This is a genomic window from [Scytonema hofmanni] UTEX 2349, from assembly GCF_000582685.1.
Taxonomy (GTDB): Bacteria; Cyanobacteriota; Cyanobacteriia; order Cyanobacteriales; family Nostocaceae; genus Hassallia; species Hassallia hofmanni.
On record NZ_KK073768.1, the window covers coordinates 5,196,883 to 5,214,487 of the forward strand.

General features: G+C 39.8%; 18 protein-coding genes and 2 pseudogenes. 13 read left to right on the forward strand and 7 right to left on the reverse strand.

The genetic code is table 11. The features are described from left to right. Positions 1-94 precede the first annotated feature (94 nt). Together TOL9009_RS0128780 and TOL9009_RS40800 are read right to left on the reverse strand one after the other, a co-directional pair. Positions 95-988, reverse strand: a complete 894-nt coding sequence (locus tag TOL9009_RS0128780; RefSeq protein ID WP_029636786.1) for a transposase family protein — start codon at positions 986-988, stop codon at positions 95-97. 67 nt (positions 989-1,055) lie between these two features. After that, positions 1,056-2,057, reverse strand: a pseudogene (locus TOL9009_RS40800) (metallophosphoesterase family protein); the annotation flags it as partial. A 330-nt stretch (positions 2,058-2,387) separates the two neighbouring features. Between TOL9009_RS40800 and TOL9009_RS0128790 the strand changes: the two are divergent. The 4 genes from TOL9009_RS0128790 to TOL9009_RS0128805 all read left to right on the forward strand — a co-directional run bounded on the left by TOL9009_RS0128790 (position 2,388) and on the right by TOL9009_RS0128805 (position 7,512). Next, on the forward strand, positions 2,388-3,632 hold the full coding sequence (locus TOL9009_RS0128790) for an AAA family ATPase (RefSeq protein WP_029636788.1): 1,245 nt from the start codon (positions 2,388-2,390) through the stop codon (positions 3,630-3,632). A gap of 8 nt (positions 3,633-3,640) precedes the next feature. Beyond that, positions 3,641-4,156 (forward strand): hypothetical protein, encoded by a 516-nt coding sequence (locus TOL9009_RS0128795; protein WP_029636789.1) that lies wholly within the window; start codon positions 3,641-3,643, stop codon positions 4,154-4,156. Positions 4,157-4,230: 74 nt separating this feature from the next. Beyond that, positions 4,231-6,846: a DNA mismatch repair protein MutS gene (gene mutS / locus TOL9009_RS0128800; RefSeq protein WP_029636790.1), complete on the forward strand. Its 2,616-nt coding sequence runs from the start codon at positions 4,231-4,233 to the stop codon at positions 6,844-6,846. Positions 6,847-7,161: 315 nt separating this feature from the next. Further along, on the forward strand, positions 7,162-7,512 hold the full coding sequence (locus TOL9009_RS0128805; protein ID WP_072022176.1) for a DUF2887 domain-containing protein: 351 nt from the start codon (positions 7,162-7,164) through the stop codon (positions 7,510-7,512). Positions 7,513-7,869: 357 nt separating this feature from the next. Here TOL9009_RS0128805 and TOL9009_RS0128820 read toward each other — a convergent pair whose 3' ends face one another. After that, positions 7,870-8,223 carry a DUF433 domain-containing protein gene (locus TOL9009_RS0128820; protein WP_029636793.1) on the reverse strand — a complete coding sequence of 118 codons (354 nt, stop codon included), beginning with the start codon at positions 8,221-8,223 and terminating at the stop codon, positions 7,870-7,872. A gap of 263 nt (positions 8,224-8,486) precedes the next feature. Between TOL9009_RS0128820 and TOL9009_RS0128825 the strand changes: the two genes are divergently transcribed. After that, positions 8,487-9,524, forward strand: coding sequence for an S-layer homology domain-containing protein (locus TOL9009_RS0128825; protein WP_029636796.1), 1,038 nt, complete (start codon positions 8,487-8,489; stop codon positions 9,522-9,524). Positions 9,525-9,669: 145 nt separating this feature from the next. On the opposite strand, the gene TOL9009_RS0128830 is transcribed toward TOL9009_RS0128825, so the two are convergent. The 3 genes from TOL9009_RS0128830 to TOL9009_RS0128840 form a co-directional block, all read right to left on the reverse strand. Continuing rightward, a complete protein-coding gene (locus TOL9009_RS0128830; protein ID WP_038296671.1) occupies positions 9,670-10,110 on the reverse strand; it encodes a CAAD domain-containing protein in 441 nt (146 codons plus the stop codon). A 728-nt stretch (positions 10,111-10,838) separates the two neighbouring features. After that, complete coding sequence (locus TOL9009_RS0128835; protein ID WP_029636800.1) at positions 10,839-11,294, reverse strand: pentapeptide repeat-containing protein; 456 nt, start codon at positions 11,292-11,294, stop codon at positions 10,839-10,841. A gap of 363 nt (positions 11,295-11,657) precedes the next feature. Continuing rightward, the gene (locus tag TOL9009_RS0128840) at positions 11,658-12,524 is read right to left on the reverse strand and encodes an alpha/beta fold hydrolase (RefSeq protein WP_029636802.1); all 867 of its coding nucleotides are present in this window, start codon (positions 12,522-12,524) and stop codon (positions 11,658-11,660) included. A gap of 194 nt (positions 12,525-12,718) precedes the next feature. On the opposite strand from TOL9009_RS0128840, the gene TOL9009_RS0128845 reads away from it, so the two are divergent. Together TOL9009_RS0128845 and TOL9009_RS0128850 are read left to right on the forward strand one after the other, a co-directional pair. Continuing rightward, the gene (locus tag TOL9009_RS0128845; protein WP_029636804.1) at positions 12,719-13,534 is read left to right on the forward strand and encodes a DUF1206 domain-containing protein; all 816 of its coding nucleotides are present in this window, start codon (positions 12,719-12,721) and stop codon (positions 13,532-13,534) included. Positions 13,535-13,568: 34 nt separating this feature from the next. After that, on the forward strand, positions 13,569-14,720 hold the full coding sequence (locus tag TOL9009_RS0128850; RefSeq protein ID WP_029636806.1) for a glycoside hydrolase family 10 protein: 1,152 nt from the start codon (positions 13,569-13,571) through the stop codon (positions 14,718-14,720). 222 nt (positions 14,721-14,942) lie between these two features. On the opposite strand, the gene TOL9009_RS40805 is transcribed toward TOL9009_RS0128850, so the two are convergent. After that, positions 14,943-15,341 carry an LptA/OstA family protein gene (locus TOL9009_RS40805; protein ID WP_038296672.1) on the reverse strand — a complete coding sequence of 133 codons (399 nt, stop codon included), beginning with the start codon at positions 15,339-15,341 and terminating at the stop codon, positions 14,943-14,945. 187 nt (positions 15,342-15,528) lie between these two features. Here TOL9009_RS40805 and TOL9009_RS0128860 point away from each other — a divergent pair, with 187 nt between their 5' ends. From TOL9009_RS0128860 to TOL9009_RS0128885, 6 genes and pseudogenes are all read left to right on the forward strand, one after another. After that, complete coding sequence (locus TOL9009_RS0128860; RefSeq protein ID WP_029636807.1) at positions 15,529-15,975, forward strand: DUF2358 domain-containing protein; 447 nt, start codon at positions 15,529-15,531, stop codon at positions 15,973-15,975. A gap of 236 nt (positions 15,976-16,211) precedes the next feature. Further along, a complete protein-coding gene (locus TOL9009_RS0128865) occupies positions 16,212-16,427 on the forward strand; it encodes a hypothetical protein (RefSeq protein WP_038297746.1) in 216 nt (71 codons plus the stop codon). 72 nt (positions 16,428-16,499) lie between these two features. After that, a pseudogene (locus TOL9009_RS40810) lies at positions 16,500-16,800 on the forward strand (type II toxin-antitoxin system HigB family toxin). Continuing rightward, entirely contained in the window at positions 16,784-16,915 is a 132-nt protein-coding gene (locus TOL9009_RS43955; RefSeq protein WP_260675958.1) for a hypothetical protein, read from the forward strand. The pseudogene TOL9009_RS40810 and the gene TOL9009_RS43955 overlap by 17 nt, the downstream one beginning before the upstream one ends. Positions 16,916-16,956: 41 nt before the next feature. After that, complete coding sequence (locus tag TOL9009_RS0128880) at positions 16,957-17,193, forward strand: hypothetical protein (protein ID WP_029636810.1); 237 nt, start codon at positions 16,957-16,959, stop codon at positions 17,191-17,193. Beyond that, positions 17,193-17,594 (forward strand): type II toxin-antitoxin system VapC family toxin, encoded by a 402-nt coding sequence (locus TOL9009_RS0128885; protein WP_029636812.1) that lies wholly within the window; start codon positions 17,193-17,195, stop codon positions 17,592-17,594. The genes TOL9009_RS0128880 and TOL9009_RS0128885 overlap by 1 nt, the downstream gene beginning before the upstream one ends. Positions 17,595-17,605 lie beyond the last annotated feature (11 nt).

Sequence of the window (17,605 nt, forward strand, 5' to 3'; positions counted from 1 at the left end):
AATCAGGGTTTGAGACAGTTTATGTCGATAATAAGGCAAAAGTAAGTACCTATGTGCGCTAATCATAAGCAGGAAAAATAGCAGTATTTTATATTCAAAATACTAAGGTTCCTATTCGGAATCTTACAAGTCCACATATCGTCATGATTATTTTTTCATATTTACTTGGATTTAATCTAAATCTTTCCGAAGCGACTCTAAATATCTTAATCATACGAATTAAATGTTCGACAAATATTCTTTCAGAGGCTAGTTCTTTATTTTTCAATTTTTGTGACAATGTCAATTCTCCTTTTTTTGGTTTTTTGGTCGGAACTTTAATTGATGGTTCTCCTTCATAACCTTTATCTCCTTGAAATTTTTGATTTTTATTAAAGCTTTTTTTTCCTTGCCTAAACAAAGTTATGTCACTTTTTGGTCCTGCTTGTCCCGCAATTATATCAACAATATCTTTCCCATCAGGTAGAACAGTAATTTGGTTTTTAAATGTATGATTTTTCTTCTTACCAGAGTAATACTTTTTTTGCTCTTTATACTCTTCCGGTCTCTCTCTAGGCTGTTCGGCGCTATCCACTATAAGTTCATAATCGGTTAAAATTTCTTGCACTATCTCATAGTCACTTGCGTTTTTTTTTACTTGTTCAAGTAAACTTGATGGTAATAGTTCCTGTAACAGGGGAAACCAGTAATTAAATGTATCGTTGGCGGTTGATTCACTCACTCCAAACTGTATACCTAATAATTGAAACGTTGTCAGATGTCTTAAATACGTCAAAGTTAAAAGAATTTGGTCTTCGTTAGATAATTTTACTTTCCGACCACCACCTTTATTTATAATTCTAATTTTCTCAACTTCTATTTTCTGTTGCTTTTCAGTGTGTAAGGCGATCGCCTGTTTTATTAGTTGTTCTAGTTGCTCATATTTTACACCTATTAATCGCTGTGTTTCTTGGGGGTTGTCTTGAATATAACTCAGTATGCCACTCATGTTTTTGTTGGAAAAAGAGAATTTTATACTCTTTTACCAGAAAATGATTCTATTTTGGAGATGTCTATTCGAGTTGTTCAAAGTCGATAGCAGACGGTTTGTCAGATGTGAGTTGTTTCTCAATGTCAAGTTTGATTTGGCTGATTTCCTCTAACTTGGCACTGAGTTCATCAAGTTGTTCTGCTTGTTTGGGGATATCTGGATTCAGGCGATTGCATATTCTCAAAATCTCTGATTCTTCTTGGTCTATCTCCCGCCGACGTTTTTCTAATTCGCGCCGATTAATTTCCCCTTCTTTGGTTGCCGGCAGCGGTAATGGTTCATTAAAAGTATTCGAGTCGAGAGCAAAAAAGTCAATACCGCCGTAACGAAACGTATAATAACGGTTGGGCAAGCGGGTAAAATGTCCGGGTTGATAACGCAAACATCGCCCGGTGTCACTTTTTGCCGTATAATGAGTGTCGAGGTGACGTTCTAATTCTTTAGGAGAAGCGATCGCATTCAAATAATCAAGAAATGCTTTTGCATAAGCATTGCCTTGATAGGAACCATGCCAGCCAATCTCCATATCTGAATGGCGTAACATACGACGTAGGGGTTGCATTGTCCCTGTCAGCAAGCGATACATCAACGGTACATCGTAGTAATCGTGATTGCCAAGGACAGGTAATATTGGTAAATTAAAGACCATGCGATCGTAACGAATGTTTTTAGGATTCTCGCCACCCTGCAAAAACTCGCGGTAAGGCTCAATAAAGTTTGAGGAATAATACTCTTGGGAACCCACCGTATAAATTACATCCCCCGTATGCAAGACAAAGCGGCAAGAATCGCGATGAAGAAGCATTAATTCGGCAATTTTACGTTGAGGATGTTCGCCATAATGGGACTTTGTGCCAGTATCACCGATAACCATAAAAGAAAATTCTGGGCTATCGTCTCTACCGTCATCCAAAACCATGCTAGTTTGGTCAATTAAGCGTGAGATAATACTGGAATGATTCCATCGCACTCGTTCCTTCATCTTTTGGATTTTCACTAGAATCGGTGGATCGAATATTAATTTCACTCTAGTTAGTCTCCTTGTAACGCGATCGCTTTCACTAATTCATCAAACAGCATATTCGCAACTTTTGCCATAAGTCTACGTTACCCCACACCCTTATCTCAAAATTATGCTTTAGATGTGTCTCCGCTACCAAGGCTGTTTCGCTGTGCCGTACAAGATACAGCAAATTTCACTCCTTAGGAAGTACATGCCTAAAACCCCTCTCCTTGTAGAGACGTAGCATTGCTACGTCTCTACGTGTATTTAATAACAACGCAATCTGCTGTAATTCTGAAGTTGTTATTGTAAAGTGATAATAAAAGTAAAATCTGAAAGTTTTTGGAGTTGATTATGCTAAAGCAACTCATTTTAGAAAATTGGAAAAGTTTCCGTTACGCAGAACTTCCAATTGATCAATTAACTGTGCTTATTGGTACAAATGCCAGCGGCAAATCTAATGTAGTTGAAGCTTTGGAATTTTTACAAAGAATAATTAGAGGTGAAGATATTGAGGCTGCTTTAGCAGGAGATAAAACATTTCCATCTATTCGCGGTGGTGTAGAATGGGCTGCCCTTAAACCGAAAACTCAATTTACATTAAAGGCACTAGTTCAAGGTAAAGATGAGAAAACGGATTATCTTTACAGTATCACAGTACAAACAAAACCATTTATTCAGGTTTTGGATGAATATATTACTCGCCAAAAAAATACTGTTCCTAATCCACAAACAAATAATCAAAATTACTTGCTTAGATTTACTTTAGGCTCAAATGGAATACCAAGTATTTCCGCAATTTTTACAAATGAAAAAACAAAAATTCCTTTAACCAAAAGGTTTCACCATCGAGGTTCAATTTTAAATGATTTAAGAGTGATTAATTTTTCCGAACACATAAGCAATGAAATTAATACAGTTCTTCAGTCAATCGAAAATATTTTTGTTCTAAATCCAATTGCTTCTAAAATGCGGGATTATTCCCGACTTTCTGAGAGCATTGAAAGTGACGCATCTAATATTGCTGGTGTATTAGCAGGATTGCCGGATGCAGAAAAATCTGATGTAGAATTAACTCTATCTACATACGTGAAAGATTTACCTGAAAAAGATATTCAAAGAATCTGGGCAGAAAAGGTAGGCAGATTTGGTACAGATGCCATGCTTTACTGTGAGGAACTTTGGAAACCTGGTTATACCATAGAAATTGACGCTAGAAGTATGTCGGATGGAACTTTAAGATTTATCGCAATTCTTGCAGCACTACTAACCCGACCAGAAGGTAGTCAACTAATAATTGAAGAAATAGATAATGGTCTTCATCCTTCTCGCGCAGAATTGCTAGTAAAAATGCTGCGAGAGATTGGCACCAAAAGAAAAATCGATATTTTAATTACCACCCATAACCCAGCTTTGCTTGATGCTTTGGGACCAGAGATAGTGCAATTTGTGGTTATTGCACATCGCGATTCGGAAACTGGAGAAAGTAAGCTGACTCTTTTAGAAGACATTGATAACCTTCCTAAATTACTGGCATCAGGTACATTAGGTAAACTAGCAACTAAGGGTGCTATTGAAAGAAGCCTTGCTGCTACTTAATATCCGCAATGAAGAAAGTTCTTATTATTGATACGTCTATACTATGCGTTTATTTGGAAGTTGCTGGTAAAGATACTTGTGGAAACGATAATAATAAGTGGAATAAAAAGCGAGTTGATGCGCTTTTGCAAAAAGAAGAACAAGAATCGACAACTTTTGTACTACCTTTGGCGGCTATTATAGAAACTGGTAATCACATTTCCCAAGCTAAATCAAAGCGATATGAAATGGCTCAAGCTTTAGCTGAATTGATGATGAAAGCAGCGGACGCAATAACACCTTGGGCTGCTTTTACTGAACAGTCGGAATTTTGGGACGCAGAAGGACTGAAAAAGTTAGCGGTTGAATGGTCTAAATTGGCTGTGCAACAGATTTCTATCGGGGATGCCACAATCAAAACTGTAGCGGAGTACTATGCCAAAAGCGGTTTTCAGGTGGAAATTCTCACGGGTGATGATGGACTCAAAGCATATCAGCCATCTACCCCAGCGCCGACACCTCGGCGAAAGATGAATAAACTTTGAGCAATGTGCATTCCCAACTAACAACAGGTTATCATTAATTACTGTGCAATTTCCGTGCGTATAACTAAGCATCTATGACTGCTTCTCACTCTGCAACCCCATCCAGCAAACACGATGCCAGTACATTTATCTCTGACCATCGAGCGGTGGATCGGAGTAAGCTCAGTCAAATGTACCAGCATTATATAGAGACGAAGGAAAAATATCCTCACGCGATGTTACTGTATCGGGTCGGAGATTTTTTTGAATGTTACTTTGAAGATGCGGTGACGCTAGCGCAGCAGTTAGAACTTGTCCTGACGAGCAAGCAAGCTGGAGAACAAGGACGAGTGGCAATGTCTGGTGTACCGCATCACTCTTGGGAACGCTACGCGACGCTGCTGGTGGAAAAAGGCTACGCTGTGGTAATATGCGACCAAGTGGAAGATGCTGCGGAAGCTGCTGGAAGGTTGGTACGTCGGGAAATTACCCGCATCCTTACCCCCGGTACTTTGTTGGAAGATGGAATGTTGAAAGCAAGTCGCAATAATTACCTTGCCGCTGTGGTAATTGCTGGGGAACATTGGGGTTTGGCTTACGCAGATATATCAACTGGGGAATTTCTCACAACCCAAGCCAGTAATTTAGAACATCTGACACAAGAGTTAATGCGCTTGCAACCTTCAGAAGTGCTAATTCCGACAAATGCGCCAGATTTGGGTAGTTTACTGCGTCCTGGGGAAAAATCGGAATATCTGCCAGAATGTTTGCCACCTTCATTTTGTTATGCTTTGCGATCGCAAGTTCCATTTTCTCAAGGTGAAGCAAGAGCCAAATTATTACATAAATTCAAAGTGCGATCGCTTGAAGGTTTAGGTTGCGATCATCTTCCCCTCGCAGTTCGTGCTGCTGGTGGTCTTTTAGAATACCTCGAAGATACTCAAAAAGAACATCCGGTTTTCCTACAAGCTTTACGCACATATACAATTACTGATTATTTAATTGTTGACAATCAAACTCGCCGTAACCTGGAAATTACGCAAACCGTCCGCGATGGCACCTTTCATGGTTCTTTACTTTGGGCGTTGGATAGAACCAGTACGGCGATGGGTGGACGCGCTTTGAGAAGATGGTTGTTGCAACCCCTACTCGATATTAAAGGCATTCGAGCGCGGCAAGATACCATCGCAGAGTTAATCGAAAATACACCTCTGCGTAAAGAATTGCGGCAATTGTTACGTCAAATTTATGACTTGGAACGATTGACGGGACGCGCCGGTTCTGGTACGGCAAATGCGCGAGATTTGGTGGCTTTGGCTGATTCTTTAGCTCGTTTACCAGATTTAGCAAGCTTGGTGGCTGATACGCATTCTCCCTTTTTGAAAGCTTTGCAGAAAGTGCCGCCTGTTTTGTCAGAGTTGGCAGAAAAGTTACACGCACATTTGGTGGAGTCACCACCGATATATTTAACTGAAGGTGGGTTGATTCGTCAAGGTGTGAATGCTCTATTGGATGAGCAAAAAATCACTGTGGAAAGCGATCGGCAATGGATTGCTAATTTGGAAGTTGACGAAAGAGCAAAGACGGGAATTCCCACGCTGAAGGTAGGTTTTAATAAGACTTTTGGATATTATATTAGTATTTCTCGTGCTAAGGCGGATTCTGTCCCTAGTAACTATATCCGCAAGCAAACCCTGACGAATGAGGAACGTTACATTACCCCGGAGTTGAAGGAACGAGAAGCAAGAATTCTCACGGCACGAGATGATTTAAATCAGTTGGAATATGAGATTTTTACAGCTTTGCGTGATGAGGTGGGGACACATGCAGAGGTAATTCGCATTCTTTCCCGTGCGGTAGCAGCAGCAGATGTGTTGTGCGGTTTGGCTGAGTTGGGTGTACATCAAGGTTTCTGTCGTCCAGAGATGGTTGCAGGAAGGGAGATTTTGATTGTGGATGGGCGTCATCCGGTGGTGGAACAGTCTTTGCCTGCTGGGTTTTTTGTGCCGAATTCGACGCAGCTTGGAGGAACGAACCGCGAAGGCACGAAGGACACGAAGGAGGAAGACAAGGGGAATTCTTCTCCCTCTCCCCATCCTGATTTAATCATTCTTACGGGTCCGAATGCGAGTGGTAAGAGTTGTTATTTGAGGCAGGTGGGCTTAATACAACTTATGGCGCAAATTGGTAGTTTTGTGCCGGCTTATGAAGCTAAGTTGGGAGTGTGCGATCGCATTTTTACGCGGGTAGGTGCGGTGGATGATTTGGCGACGGGTCAATCTACTTTTATGGTGGAGATGAATGAAACGGCGAATATTCTTAATCATGCGACTTCGCGATCGCTTGTATTGTTAGATGAAATTGGACGGGGTACGGCGACTTTTGACGGTCTTTCCATTGCTTGGGCGGTGGCGGAATATTTAGCGGTGGATATTCGAGCGCGATCAATTTTTGCTACACATTACCATGAGTTGAATGAGTTAGCGACAATGTTACCGAATGTTGCTAATTATCAGGTAACGGTGAAGGAGTTACCCGACCAAATTATCTTTTTGCATCAAGTTCAGCCAGGAGGCGCTGATAAGTCTTATGGTATTGAAGCGGGAAGATTAGCTGGTTTACCTGCGGTGGTGATTCAACGGGCAAAACAAGTAATGGGGCAGATTGAAAAGCATAGTAAGATTGCGATGGGTTTGCAAAACTTGGATTAACTGTTGTCAATTGCCAAATTATATGTCGCTATTCGCACATTAATGTCGCTTTTCCCAAATTCCCATGTCAAGATTATTGTGCTAAGTTTTAGCAAATTAATGTCATTTTTGGATGTCGCTTTAACATAAAAATTAGCGCTCTTTTATTACTATCGCCAGATTAAATTTGAAACCCTATTTTCAGATTAGTCCGCGTAGGCGGACTTTGTTTATGTAGCCGCGATTTTAATCGTCAGGGCTTCTTATTATTCTCTCTCCAGAGTTATAAAAGAGGGTTAGAGACAGTACGTCTACTCATTGCGGACGACGTGGGAATTGACAGACACTCTTATTCAAAGAAAAGTTCTAGAATTTATAGAGACAATCGTAGTCTACAAGTTTCCTAACTTAAGCCGCGAGGAGATAGAAACCATGCTGAACTTAAACATACTTAAAGAAACTAGAGTTTATCAAGAAGCAAAAGCAGAAGGTAGAGAAGAAGGTAGGCAAGAAGGTAGAGAAGAAGCAAAAGCAGAAGGTAGAGAAGAAGGTAAGGAAGAAGGAAAACTAGAAATAAAATTGAAAATGATACCAATTTTCCTGGAACTAGGATTAACTGTTCAACAAATTGCTGAACGTTTAGAACTAGATATAGAGGAAGTAAGAAAAGTTTTAGAAGAGATGTAAAAATATAAATAATTGGCGTAGCACAAGATTCCCAACTTATTAAATAAGTCGGGAATCTGTCATGTAATATTTTAAACCTCTGAAAATAGATGCAATTTTTTATAAACTAATTCCAGAACTGCCACAAATTTTTTATGTCAATATTTGTCGGAATAGTTGCCTTAGAGGTTTGCATAAAATTGGGTTTTGATAAGATTTCACTATCTCTATTGTGAACCAGAGATTCATCTGCGTTCATCTGCGTTCATCTGCGGTTAATTATTCTTTCTTCCTACTCACTCATGATATTCATAATATAAACGACATCCAAATAAGCGGTAATTACCCAATTGCTGGGCATAAACTGGATCGACATTTTCATCCATTAAGTATTTCAGCGTCATGGGCTTTGTTTTTTGCCGCGAGTTCAGCTTTGAGTTTTCTAAGTCGTTCGACTGCGGGATGAGGATTTGCTGCTTGGGCTTTTCGTTGCTGGCGTCCCCACTCTAGCCAGTCGGCGATGTATTTGCTTACAGCTTCTTTGTTATGCAAGTAATAGAGAATTGTGGCGTAAACTTGTTCTAAAGTGAGGGATGTGTAAATGTTGGCTATTTCTTCAGGAGTTCGGGCGCGGTAGATGTATTCGTACAAAATAGTTTCTATGCCGATGCGCGAACCTTTGAGTCGGATGTCGTTGGGGGCGAGAAAGTTGAAATAGTCTTCTAATTGCATAGGTTTATTCGATGAATCTTTCATCGTGCTATCTTCGTGAAACTCTTGCGCTTTGTATCATTTAACATTTGTTGGAAATGACCCGAAGACGCGATAATAAAAACCACCGCTAATTTGCATTCCGGCTAAGGTTCTGCCTTGAGTCGGTCTAACTGCACCTATTCTACCTCCTGGGTAACAAGAATAAAAAACAGTGGTGTAAAAGGTGTCATTTATGGCTTAATTTGTTTAGATACAAATTTTACCTTTATAAAGTAATTACGATGACAAATACACCAAACGATCCGGAATCATCTGAAAGAAATGCCCTCGGCTTTGATGAATTCATTGCTGTTCTGGTTGCCTTTGCGACTATTGGAGCGGTTTTGTTTTGGGCATTTTCTCGCAAGGATTCTGGCTGGAACTTCAATATTTTGCCCTCACCTTCTCCGGAAGCGTCTGTTGCGCTTCCCCCTACGACTCAGATACAACCAAATCCAAACTCGAATTTAAATACTGTGCCGTCGGCTCCACCTGTTATTGTAGATGAACCTACTTTAGTAAATCCCTCGCCATCTCCAGGAGCGATTCCGACGCTGATTTTGCCATTTCCGGTTGCTCCATCTGCACCACCAGAGGTGCAATTGTCACCTTCTCCTAACATTCAAGAACCATTTCGCGTGGTGACTCCCTCTGAGCAAAAGTCCACAATTCCACCGCCAATTGCATTTAGCGATGTGCCTAATGACTTTTGGGCAAAACGGTTTATTAATGTTCTTTCTTCCCGTGGGATTATTAAGGGTTTTCCGGATTATTCTTTTAGACCAAATCAGCCTGTAACTCGTGCTGAATTTGCAGCGATACTAGAACAAGCCTTCAATAATAAGCTTGCCACGAATGCGATCGCTTTTAACGATATCCCATCAAATTACTGGGCAAATCCAGCAATTAAGCAAGCGATCAACACCGGATTTCTCAAAGGTTATCCTGACAAAACCTTCAAACCAGACCAAAAAATTCCGCGAGTGCAAGTTTTAGTAGCCCTTGTCAGTGGATTAAATTTGAAAGAACCTACTTCTGGTGATAAGACTTTAAGCATCTTCAAAGATGTTAAAGAGATTCCCAAGTATGCCATTGGCAAGACAGCGGCTGCTACAGCAAATAATCTTGTGGTAAATTATCCCGACAGAGACACTTTTGCTCCCAACAGAGAAGCTACCCGTGCGGAGGTAGCAGCGATGGTTCATCAAGGTTTGGTGCGAATGGGAAGGCTGCAACCAATTAAATCTGAAAATATCGTGCGATCGCAGCAGCCACAATAGTAGGGAGCGCAACTGGCACATACTCAATCCAGTATTCCCTGTAAAATTAAGGGTTTTGTAGCCCACCTTCGTGGGCTTTGTTTGTATAGCCTCAGGCTTTAGCCTGAAGGCTTTTGGGAGAGCGAAAACACGCTTTGCTCAATTTTTAAGCGTCTTTGCCGACAACTTGTGATTTGAGCGTTGTGATTTCACTATTTAACTCTTGACGAGTTGAGGCTTTGAGTAAATAGCGGTAAACAAACCAGGCAGAGTATCCAATGCCAATCAACTCAAAGCTAGGTGCCACTAAAGGAATATCATTCAAAGCATCCAATACTGCCAAGAGTATCTTGACGCTGACAATTGCTCCTAAAATTAAACCAATGCTAACTAGCGGCTGTTTATAGTCATTGAAGAAGTTTCCCACGTATTCGGGCAGGGTTGCCAAAAATTGCGAAATTTGTTCTCCGTATTGTCGCAATTGATCCTGAGTTTCCACCGTGGGCTGGATTTTGGTTATGGTTCCTGTTTGATTGTTGATATCTGTCATAGTTGCTTCTGGGGACTTAGTTTCCTTGTATTCCGATTCTTGCATTTGGGCTTCCATAATTTTTACAGTTGAGTGAGTCTCATCCGGAGAGTTACAACCAATCAGCCAGACTGATTATAGAGTACAAAAACGTTTCGGTTTGCTTTCACCATAGTTGCCTGTTTCCACTAGTTCATCAACTACAAGGTAGAAACCCAGTATGAAGAATAAGTTAGAAGGCAGCTTTGCTCAGTTCAAAGTGAGGATTTTAAGTTGATTTCAATAAATCCAACTCGAATCCTACAGAAGGTAGTTATACAGCGTTCTGTAAGTTAAGAGCGATCGCCCTTAAATCATTACAAATCATGCGAAAACCAGTCCTCCTCTTACTTATACAAGTCTAAACGCCGATTTTACATGATATTAAAGCTATCTTAAGCTGCGATCGCCAATTAACTGATTGGCATTAATATTCATACTTCATCAAAATTTTTATTTTTCATATCGTCTTGACTTTTAGACGATTATGCAGTATCGAATGAAGCGCTTTGAAAACTTGAGTGTATTCGACAAAAAAATAGGCGCCTTTTAGTAGAGACGTTCCACCGGAACGTCTTACCCCCAAAGACGTTCCGGTGAAACGTCTTACCCGCAAAAACCGCGAGCCAGTATTTTACAGCAGATTTCGGGTAAATGATGTACATATATAAAACCCAAAACTTGTAGAGACGTTCCGGTGGAACGTCTCTACGTATATTCGATTAGACGCCAAACTGCTGTATTTTGAAATACCAGCCAAATTCAACTTAGCGCCAATCGGGAATCTCTGCGTCTTCGCCCCCGACACCGATACCTGTATAAAATATGTCAGCATCAGCGATATTTAGATCGTTCATTGATGCCTGATACACATTGGAATCATGGATTGTCGCTTTAGTCAAATTTGCCGCATTCAGATTAGCTTGCTTAAAATCGACATTGGTAAGATAAGCTGAAGTTAGGTTAGCACCACCCAAATTCGCACTAGTTAAATCAGCACCTTCAAGATTTGCACCTTTGAGATTGGCTCCTGAGAGATTTGCTTCTCTCAAGTCAGCACCAATTAAATGAGCACCACTGAGGTTGGCTCCTGAGAGATTGCACTTAACACATTCCCCAGTTGTAAGCAGTTTTTGTAAATCCTGCGGATTTTTAGCATTAACTACATTAGCAAAAAATAGGGGAGTTGCCAAGATTAAAGCTGCTAATAGTTTAAGTTTCATAATTCTTCCTCTTTGCAACACTCGTTGCATCCGTTCTGTTCCTCACAATTTCTATTATCTCACTAAATTCTTTGAGGATACAGATTGACGACACAATTAATTTGTGATACAAGTCTCCTTTTATAATCATAATAGAAATGCTATGATGAAATTTTGAAAAATACTGTTGCTTTTTCAGTTCTGGCTGATTAGTTAACCTCCGGAAATTTCTTTTGTTAAATATTTTTAATATTATAAATTATTCTGCATAATTTATGAGTATTTATTCCTAAATAGGCAGTCCATTGACTTTGTGTATAGTAAATAAATCCAGGTAGAGAGAAAACAATTCTCTTCTACCAAAATAAATTACTCATTTACTTGTTATTTAAGATACAAAAAGTCCCGCATATACTGATTGACTAACTCAGGCTCCTCTTGCTGCACCCAATGACTACAATTGGGAATATATTTGATTTGAAAGTCTCTCACATAAGCTTCTGTTCCATAAGTTAGTTCCTTACCCAGCGCGGTATCTTTTTCTCCCCAAATCATTAAAGTTGGCACATCTAAAATACTCCAATTTTGATTTACCAATATCATTTGAAAAACATTGCGGTAATAGTTCAACATTGCAGTTAAAGCACCGCGTTTAGCTGCGGCATCTTTGTAAGCGTCAATATCTGCTTTGGTGAAAGCACTTTTATTAATTGCCATACCTTTAAAAGCCATTTCAATTGGTTGATAATCTCCCATTTGAATTAATAATTCGGGTATTAAAGGCAATTGGAAAAATAAGATATAAGAACTACGTAGCAACTGTTGAGGAGTGCGAAAACCTTGGGCAAACTTGGCTGGGTGAGGTAAATTGAGTATGATTAATTTCTCAACCATTGCGGGATATTCGTAAGCGAAATTCCAGGCGATCGCACCTCCCCAATCATGTCCGACTAAAACACACTTTTTATATCCCAATCCTTGAATTACACCTTTGACATCTTTGACAAATTCATTCATCCCATAAGCTGATTGCTCTTTTGGTTTGTCGCTCTCATTGTAGCCGCGCAAATCAACAGCAACTACTTTATAATATGCAGCAAATTCGGGTATTTGATGCCGCCAAGAGTACCAAAATTCCGGAAATCCATGCAACATTAGCATCAATAGACCTTCCCCCTGAGTGACATAGTGTAGCTTAATTCCGTTAGTCGTAATGTATTCGTGCTGCCAAGAATCTTTGATTACAGACATAATTAATTGAGGTTAAATAAAATATTGGTTGATATAACAGAATGATAATTTTGTATTGTGTGTTATCACCTCTATTTAAAGACAGTATTATTAAAGCAAGATTTTAATATTAACATGAAAAAATTCACCCAAAGATAGATGCAAATCATACTTATAACTTGGTACAAACATAAACATAATTCTTCCCAACTACCATGACACAACAGCTCACACGCGATACTTCAATGTGGGTCGAGCGACTGGCGCGATTTGGCTATGCATCAAAAGGAGTAGTTTACGGTACTGTTGGATTACTAGCAGTGCAGACAGCTTTTGGCACTGGTGGTAGAACAACTGATACTAAAGGCGCTCTCCAGACAATTGTCAATCAGCCGTTCGGTAAATTTTTGCTTTTTTTAGTTGCGATCGGCTTAATTGGTTTTGTAATTTGGCGTTTTGTACAGGCAATTAAAGACCCAGAAAATAAAGGTACTGATGCCAAAGGTTTGGCACAACGAATTGGTTACGCAGCTAATGGTTTTATTTATGGAAGTTTAGCTTTAACCGCTGTGAAAATCATCCTGGGTTCTGGCGGTGGTGGGAATAGTAATTCCACTGAAGATTCAACAGCGCGTTTACTTTCTCAGCCCTTTGGTCAATGGTTAGTTGGAACTGCGGGAGCGTTTGTTATCGGTTTAGGTTTCTATCAGTTTTATAATACTTTTAGTGGCAAATTTCGTAAAGAACTTAATTTAACTGAGTTAAGCAATAAAGAACGCCAGTGGGTGATGGCAATTTGCAGATTTGGTTTAGCGGCACGAGGTGTAGTATTCTGCATAATCGGTTGGTTTTTAATTAGTGCCGCAAGGCAGTCTGACGCTAGTGCAGCCGGAGGTTTAGATGAGGCGTTACAGACTCTAGCACAACAGCCATACGGACCCTGGCTTTTGGGTATTGTGGCGTTGGGCTTGATAGCTTATGGTATTTATATGGTGATACAGGCGCGGTATCGTCAATTAATCACACCTTAAAAGGCGCAGTGTCATCAAGTTTGGTGTTTTAGAAATGACAATAATTGAAACGCGGGGCGTTTGGCTTACTACTACTGGTAGTCAGGTTTTGAAGTCAAGGGAACTTATTGCAGAAGCGATGGATTTCCTCGCCCAGACAGGATTTAATGTAGTATTTCCCGTGGTTTGGACTAAGGGGCTAACGCTATATCCTAGTAAGGTGATGCAGCAGACTTTTGGTGTGAAAATTGACCCGCTTTTTGCCGATCGCGACCCATTAGCAGATGTGATTGCAGAAGCACGTCGGGTAGGGCTAAAAGTTATTCCTTGGTTTGAATACGGCTTTGCCAGTTCCTACAATTTGAATGGGGGGATGTTGTTGGCGAAAAAAACTGAATGGGCTGCACGCGATCGCGATGGCAATTTAGTTAATAAAAACGGCTTTGATTGGCTGAATTCCCTTGACCCCCAAGTGCAAAATTTTATGTTGGACTTGGTTTTAGAAGTTGTAAAAAATTATGATGTTGATGGTATTCAAGGAGACGATCGCCTGCCAGCCTTGCCTAGTGAGGGAGGTTACGACCAACTAACTGTGCAACGCTATCACTCCTCATTTCGGAAAAATCCGCCACGAAACCCTCAGGATAAGCAATGGTTGCAATGGCGAGCAGATATTCTCACTGATTTTTTGGCACGTCTTTATCAAAAAGTTAAAGCCGTAAATCCGAACCTTTTGGTGTCGATGGCTCCAAATATTCCTGATTGGGCATTGAAGGAATATCTCCAAGACTCTCCCAAATGGCTAGAACAGAAAATAGTAGATATAATCCACCCGCAGGTTTATCGCCTTGATTTCCCAAGTTACAAATCTATTATCGATCAGTTGGTAAAAAAGCAATTTGCAGGCATGTCACCGAGGTTAGCACCGGGAATTTTGATGAAGTTGGGAAACTACTCAATAAGTGCAGAATATCTGATGCAGGCAATCGAGTACAACCGCGATCGCGGTATTTCTGGAGAGGTATTCTTTTTTTACGAAGGTTTGCGAGATAATAATAACGCTCTCGCTAAGGTATTGCAAAATAATGCTTATACTGAGAATGCCTCATTTCCCTCTTTGTCAGATTTGAATAAGAGTAGTGTTGCTAACAACAAGTCATCTTCAATTTCGCAGAAGTTGCTTAACTTTTGGAGAAATATTTCGTAATGAAAGCTTCAGCCTTCGTAGCAATAATAATTATTTATACCAATTATTTGTGAAGCTGCATATAATTTGACCCCACCCCGATCAGCCCCTCCCCGCAAGCTCTTAGGGGAAAATCCGGTTCCCTCCCCGCAAGCGGGGAGGGTTAGGGTGGGGTTCTTTCTATGCGTCTTCATATTAAATTGGTATTAGGGCTGAAGCTGATAACTACCAAATATGTGCCGATTACTTAAAATTTGATGCTATCACTTTATCGGCAGTTAAGTTAAATTTGTCTTGCTGTTTAAACAAATACGTTACTGTATCAGTTTCTTGAATTTTTCCGTTTTGAAGGATTCTTACATTCCCAGTTAAAACAACTTTACGTTCTTTAGGGAATACTTCAGCTTTATCTGCTGTGGCATTAATCTTTGCTGCTTTGAAATCGAATTTAACATTACCTTGCCAAATATAGACATCCGCAACTGGCTGAGTTGTTTGTTTGATAGGTGTCGTCGCTGATGGCTGTGTGTCTAGCTGTTGAGAGCTAACACTGTTTATAATTACAAAAAGTGAAGTTACAGTGGTTAAAGTTGCGGGCAGTAAGAAAGACAAAACAATACGCCGAATAGATAGGAAACTCATACTTAAATCTCGAAAACACTATTTTTTTCGTTTGTCAGTTGTGAATTTATCACATATCGGTAATTATATAAATGTAACTTAAGTTATATGTATAAAATATTTTTATGAGAAGTATCTTATCATTATATTTACAGGGTTAATCTCACCGTTTTTGTTGGTTATCTGAGCAAATTTACAGGGCGATCGCATGAAATATCAATATTCTCTCCAAGATGTAATCAAAACTCTCCAGCACGATTTACCAACACTTTTTCAGCAGGATATTTCCTACGACATTTATACCCAAGATATCTATTTTAGCGACCCAGTAAATAAATTTAAAGGCAAAATAAACTATCGCATTATCTTTTGGACTTTACGATTTCACGCTCAATTATTTTTTACGCAGATTTATTTCGACCTCCATGAGGTGCAGCAAGAAGCTGAAAATACTATTTTAGCAAAGTGGACGGTTCGCGGTGTTTTACGTGTTCCTTGGAAAGCGCGTATATTTTTTAATGGCTACTCTACTTACAAACTGAACTCAGATAATCTCATATATGAGCATATCGACACCTGGGATCGGAAGCCAAGTGAGATTTTGAGCCAGTTTATCCGCAAAGGAGAAAGCGATGAAAAAGAGGGGGAAGGTTAAAGGGGAGGCAGTGCGTTGCGTATTTTCCCCTCGTTGTAGCACCTGCCGTGAAAGGGGGAAGGGAACCCCATATTTAAAAATACGGTACGGGAGAGCGCATGGAAGCTCCTAATTAGTTAACTTTTACGTACTTTCAGGCTTTGGGAAAATATATATCTTAAGATTGTCTTTAGATTTGCAAAAGCAATGTTATGCTATTAAACAGAGAACAAGCTGTAGCAGTGGGGATATATCCGATGAACTCTTCGATATTACGTCAGATTTGGCTTGTGATTGAGGAAACCCAGACCAATATTCTTTTGGGATTCAATGATACGGAACTAACTCAGCAGTTACTAAAGCAGTTGGAAAACAAGAAATTCCTTACCAGCGAAGAAACCGGCGCGATAAGTGCTTACATTAGTTCCAGAGTTCCGCTAATTCGTGATTTAGCTTTAGCACGCATAGGATGATTTGCTCCGTTTAATTAACAGTAACAAAAATCTCATACCTGAAAATCTGCGAAACCTTCAGATTATAACTTAATGCACATCATCAGTCGTAAAAAGTTACGAAAAGTGTGCAAAGAACACGCTGATTCCTGTGAAGCACGTATGGGACTGGTACGGAATTGCCAGTAAAGCAAACTGGAGAAATTTGCTAGAAGTTCAAACAGTTTATCCTCAAGCGGAAGCAGTTAGCAACTTTACAATTTTTAATATTAAAGGCAATAAATATCGTTTAATCGTTAGTATTAATTATGAGAAGCAGGTCATATACATTAAATATGTCTTGACTCATGCAGAATATGACAAAGACAACTGGAAAAATGACCCTTACTATTAACCCAGAAATTTATAGTCAATTACTATCTAAATATCAGCCTAGAATTATTAAGACAGAAGCGGAAAATGATAAATTCTTAGAGATTGTTGATGCGAGTTTGTTTATTTTTGACTAAGATTGTGATATCGCAGTTGATAAAGGCTGAGGTTAGACAAAATGGAGAAAGCAATATCTTTAAAAGAAGCTCTTGAATTAGTAAAACAGCTTTCGCTATTAGACAAAGTGCGCTTGATTGAGCAAGTTGCGCCCCAAATCGAAAGTGAATTGACAACTGTTAAGCCTAAACAGCGCTCATCTTTGAGAGGGCTATGGCGGGGTAGCAATGTAACTGAGTCAGACATTGCCCTAATGAGACAACAAATGTGGGGAAACTTCCCTCGTGAGGATATTTGATGTCTAATGCAGTAACTGACACCCATGCGCTGATTTGGTATTTAGAAGATAATCCTCGCCTTAGTCCTGCTGCTAACCAAGTTTTTGAACAATGCGATCGCGGTGAAATTGTTATTTATATCCCGACAATTTGCTTAGTAGAAATTGTATATTTACAGGAGAAAGGACGCATATCAGCACATATGAAGACTCAGCTAGATGCTGCATTAATTGCTGGAACTAGTGGGCTTATTTTAGTCAATCTGACTCTGGAGGTAGTTAATGCATTGGCTACAATACCAAGAGATAGTGTACCTGATATGCCTGACAGAATTATTGCAGCTACTGCTAAATATTTGGCTTTACCATTGATTAGTCGAGACACCAGGATGCCTTTATCTAAGGTAAGTATCATTTGGTAGAATGATAATTC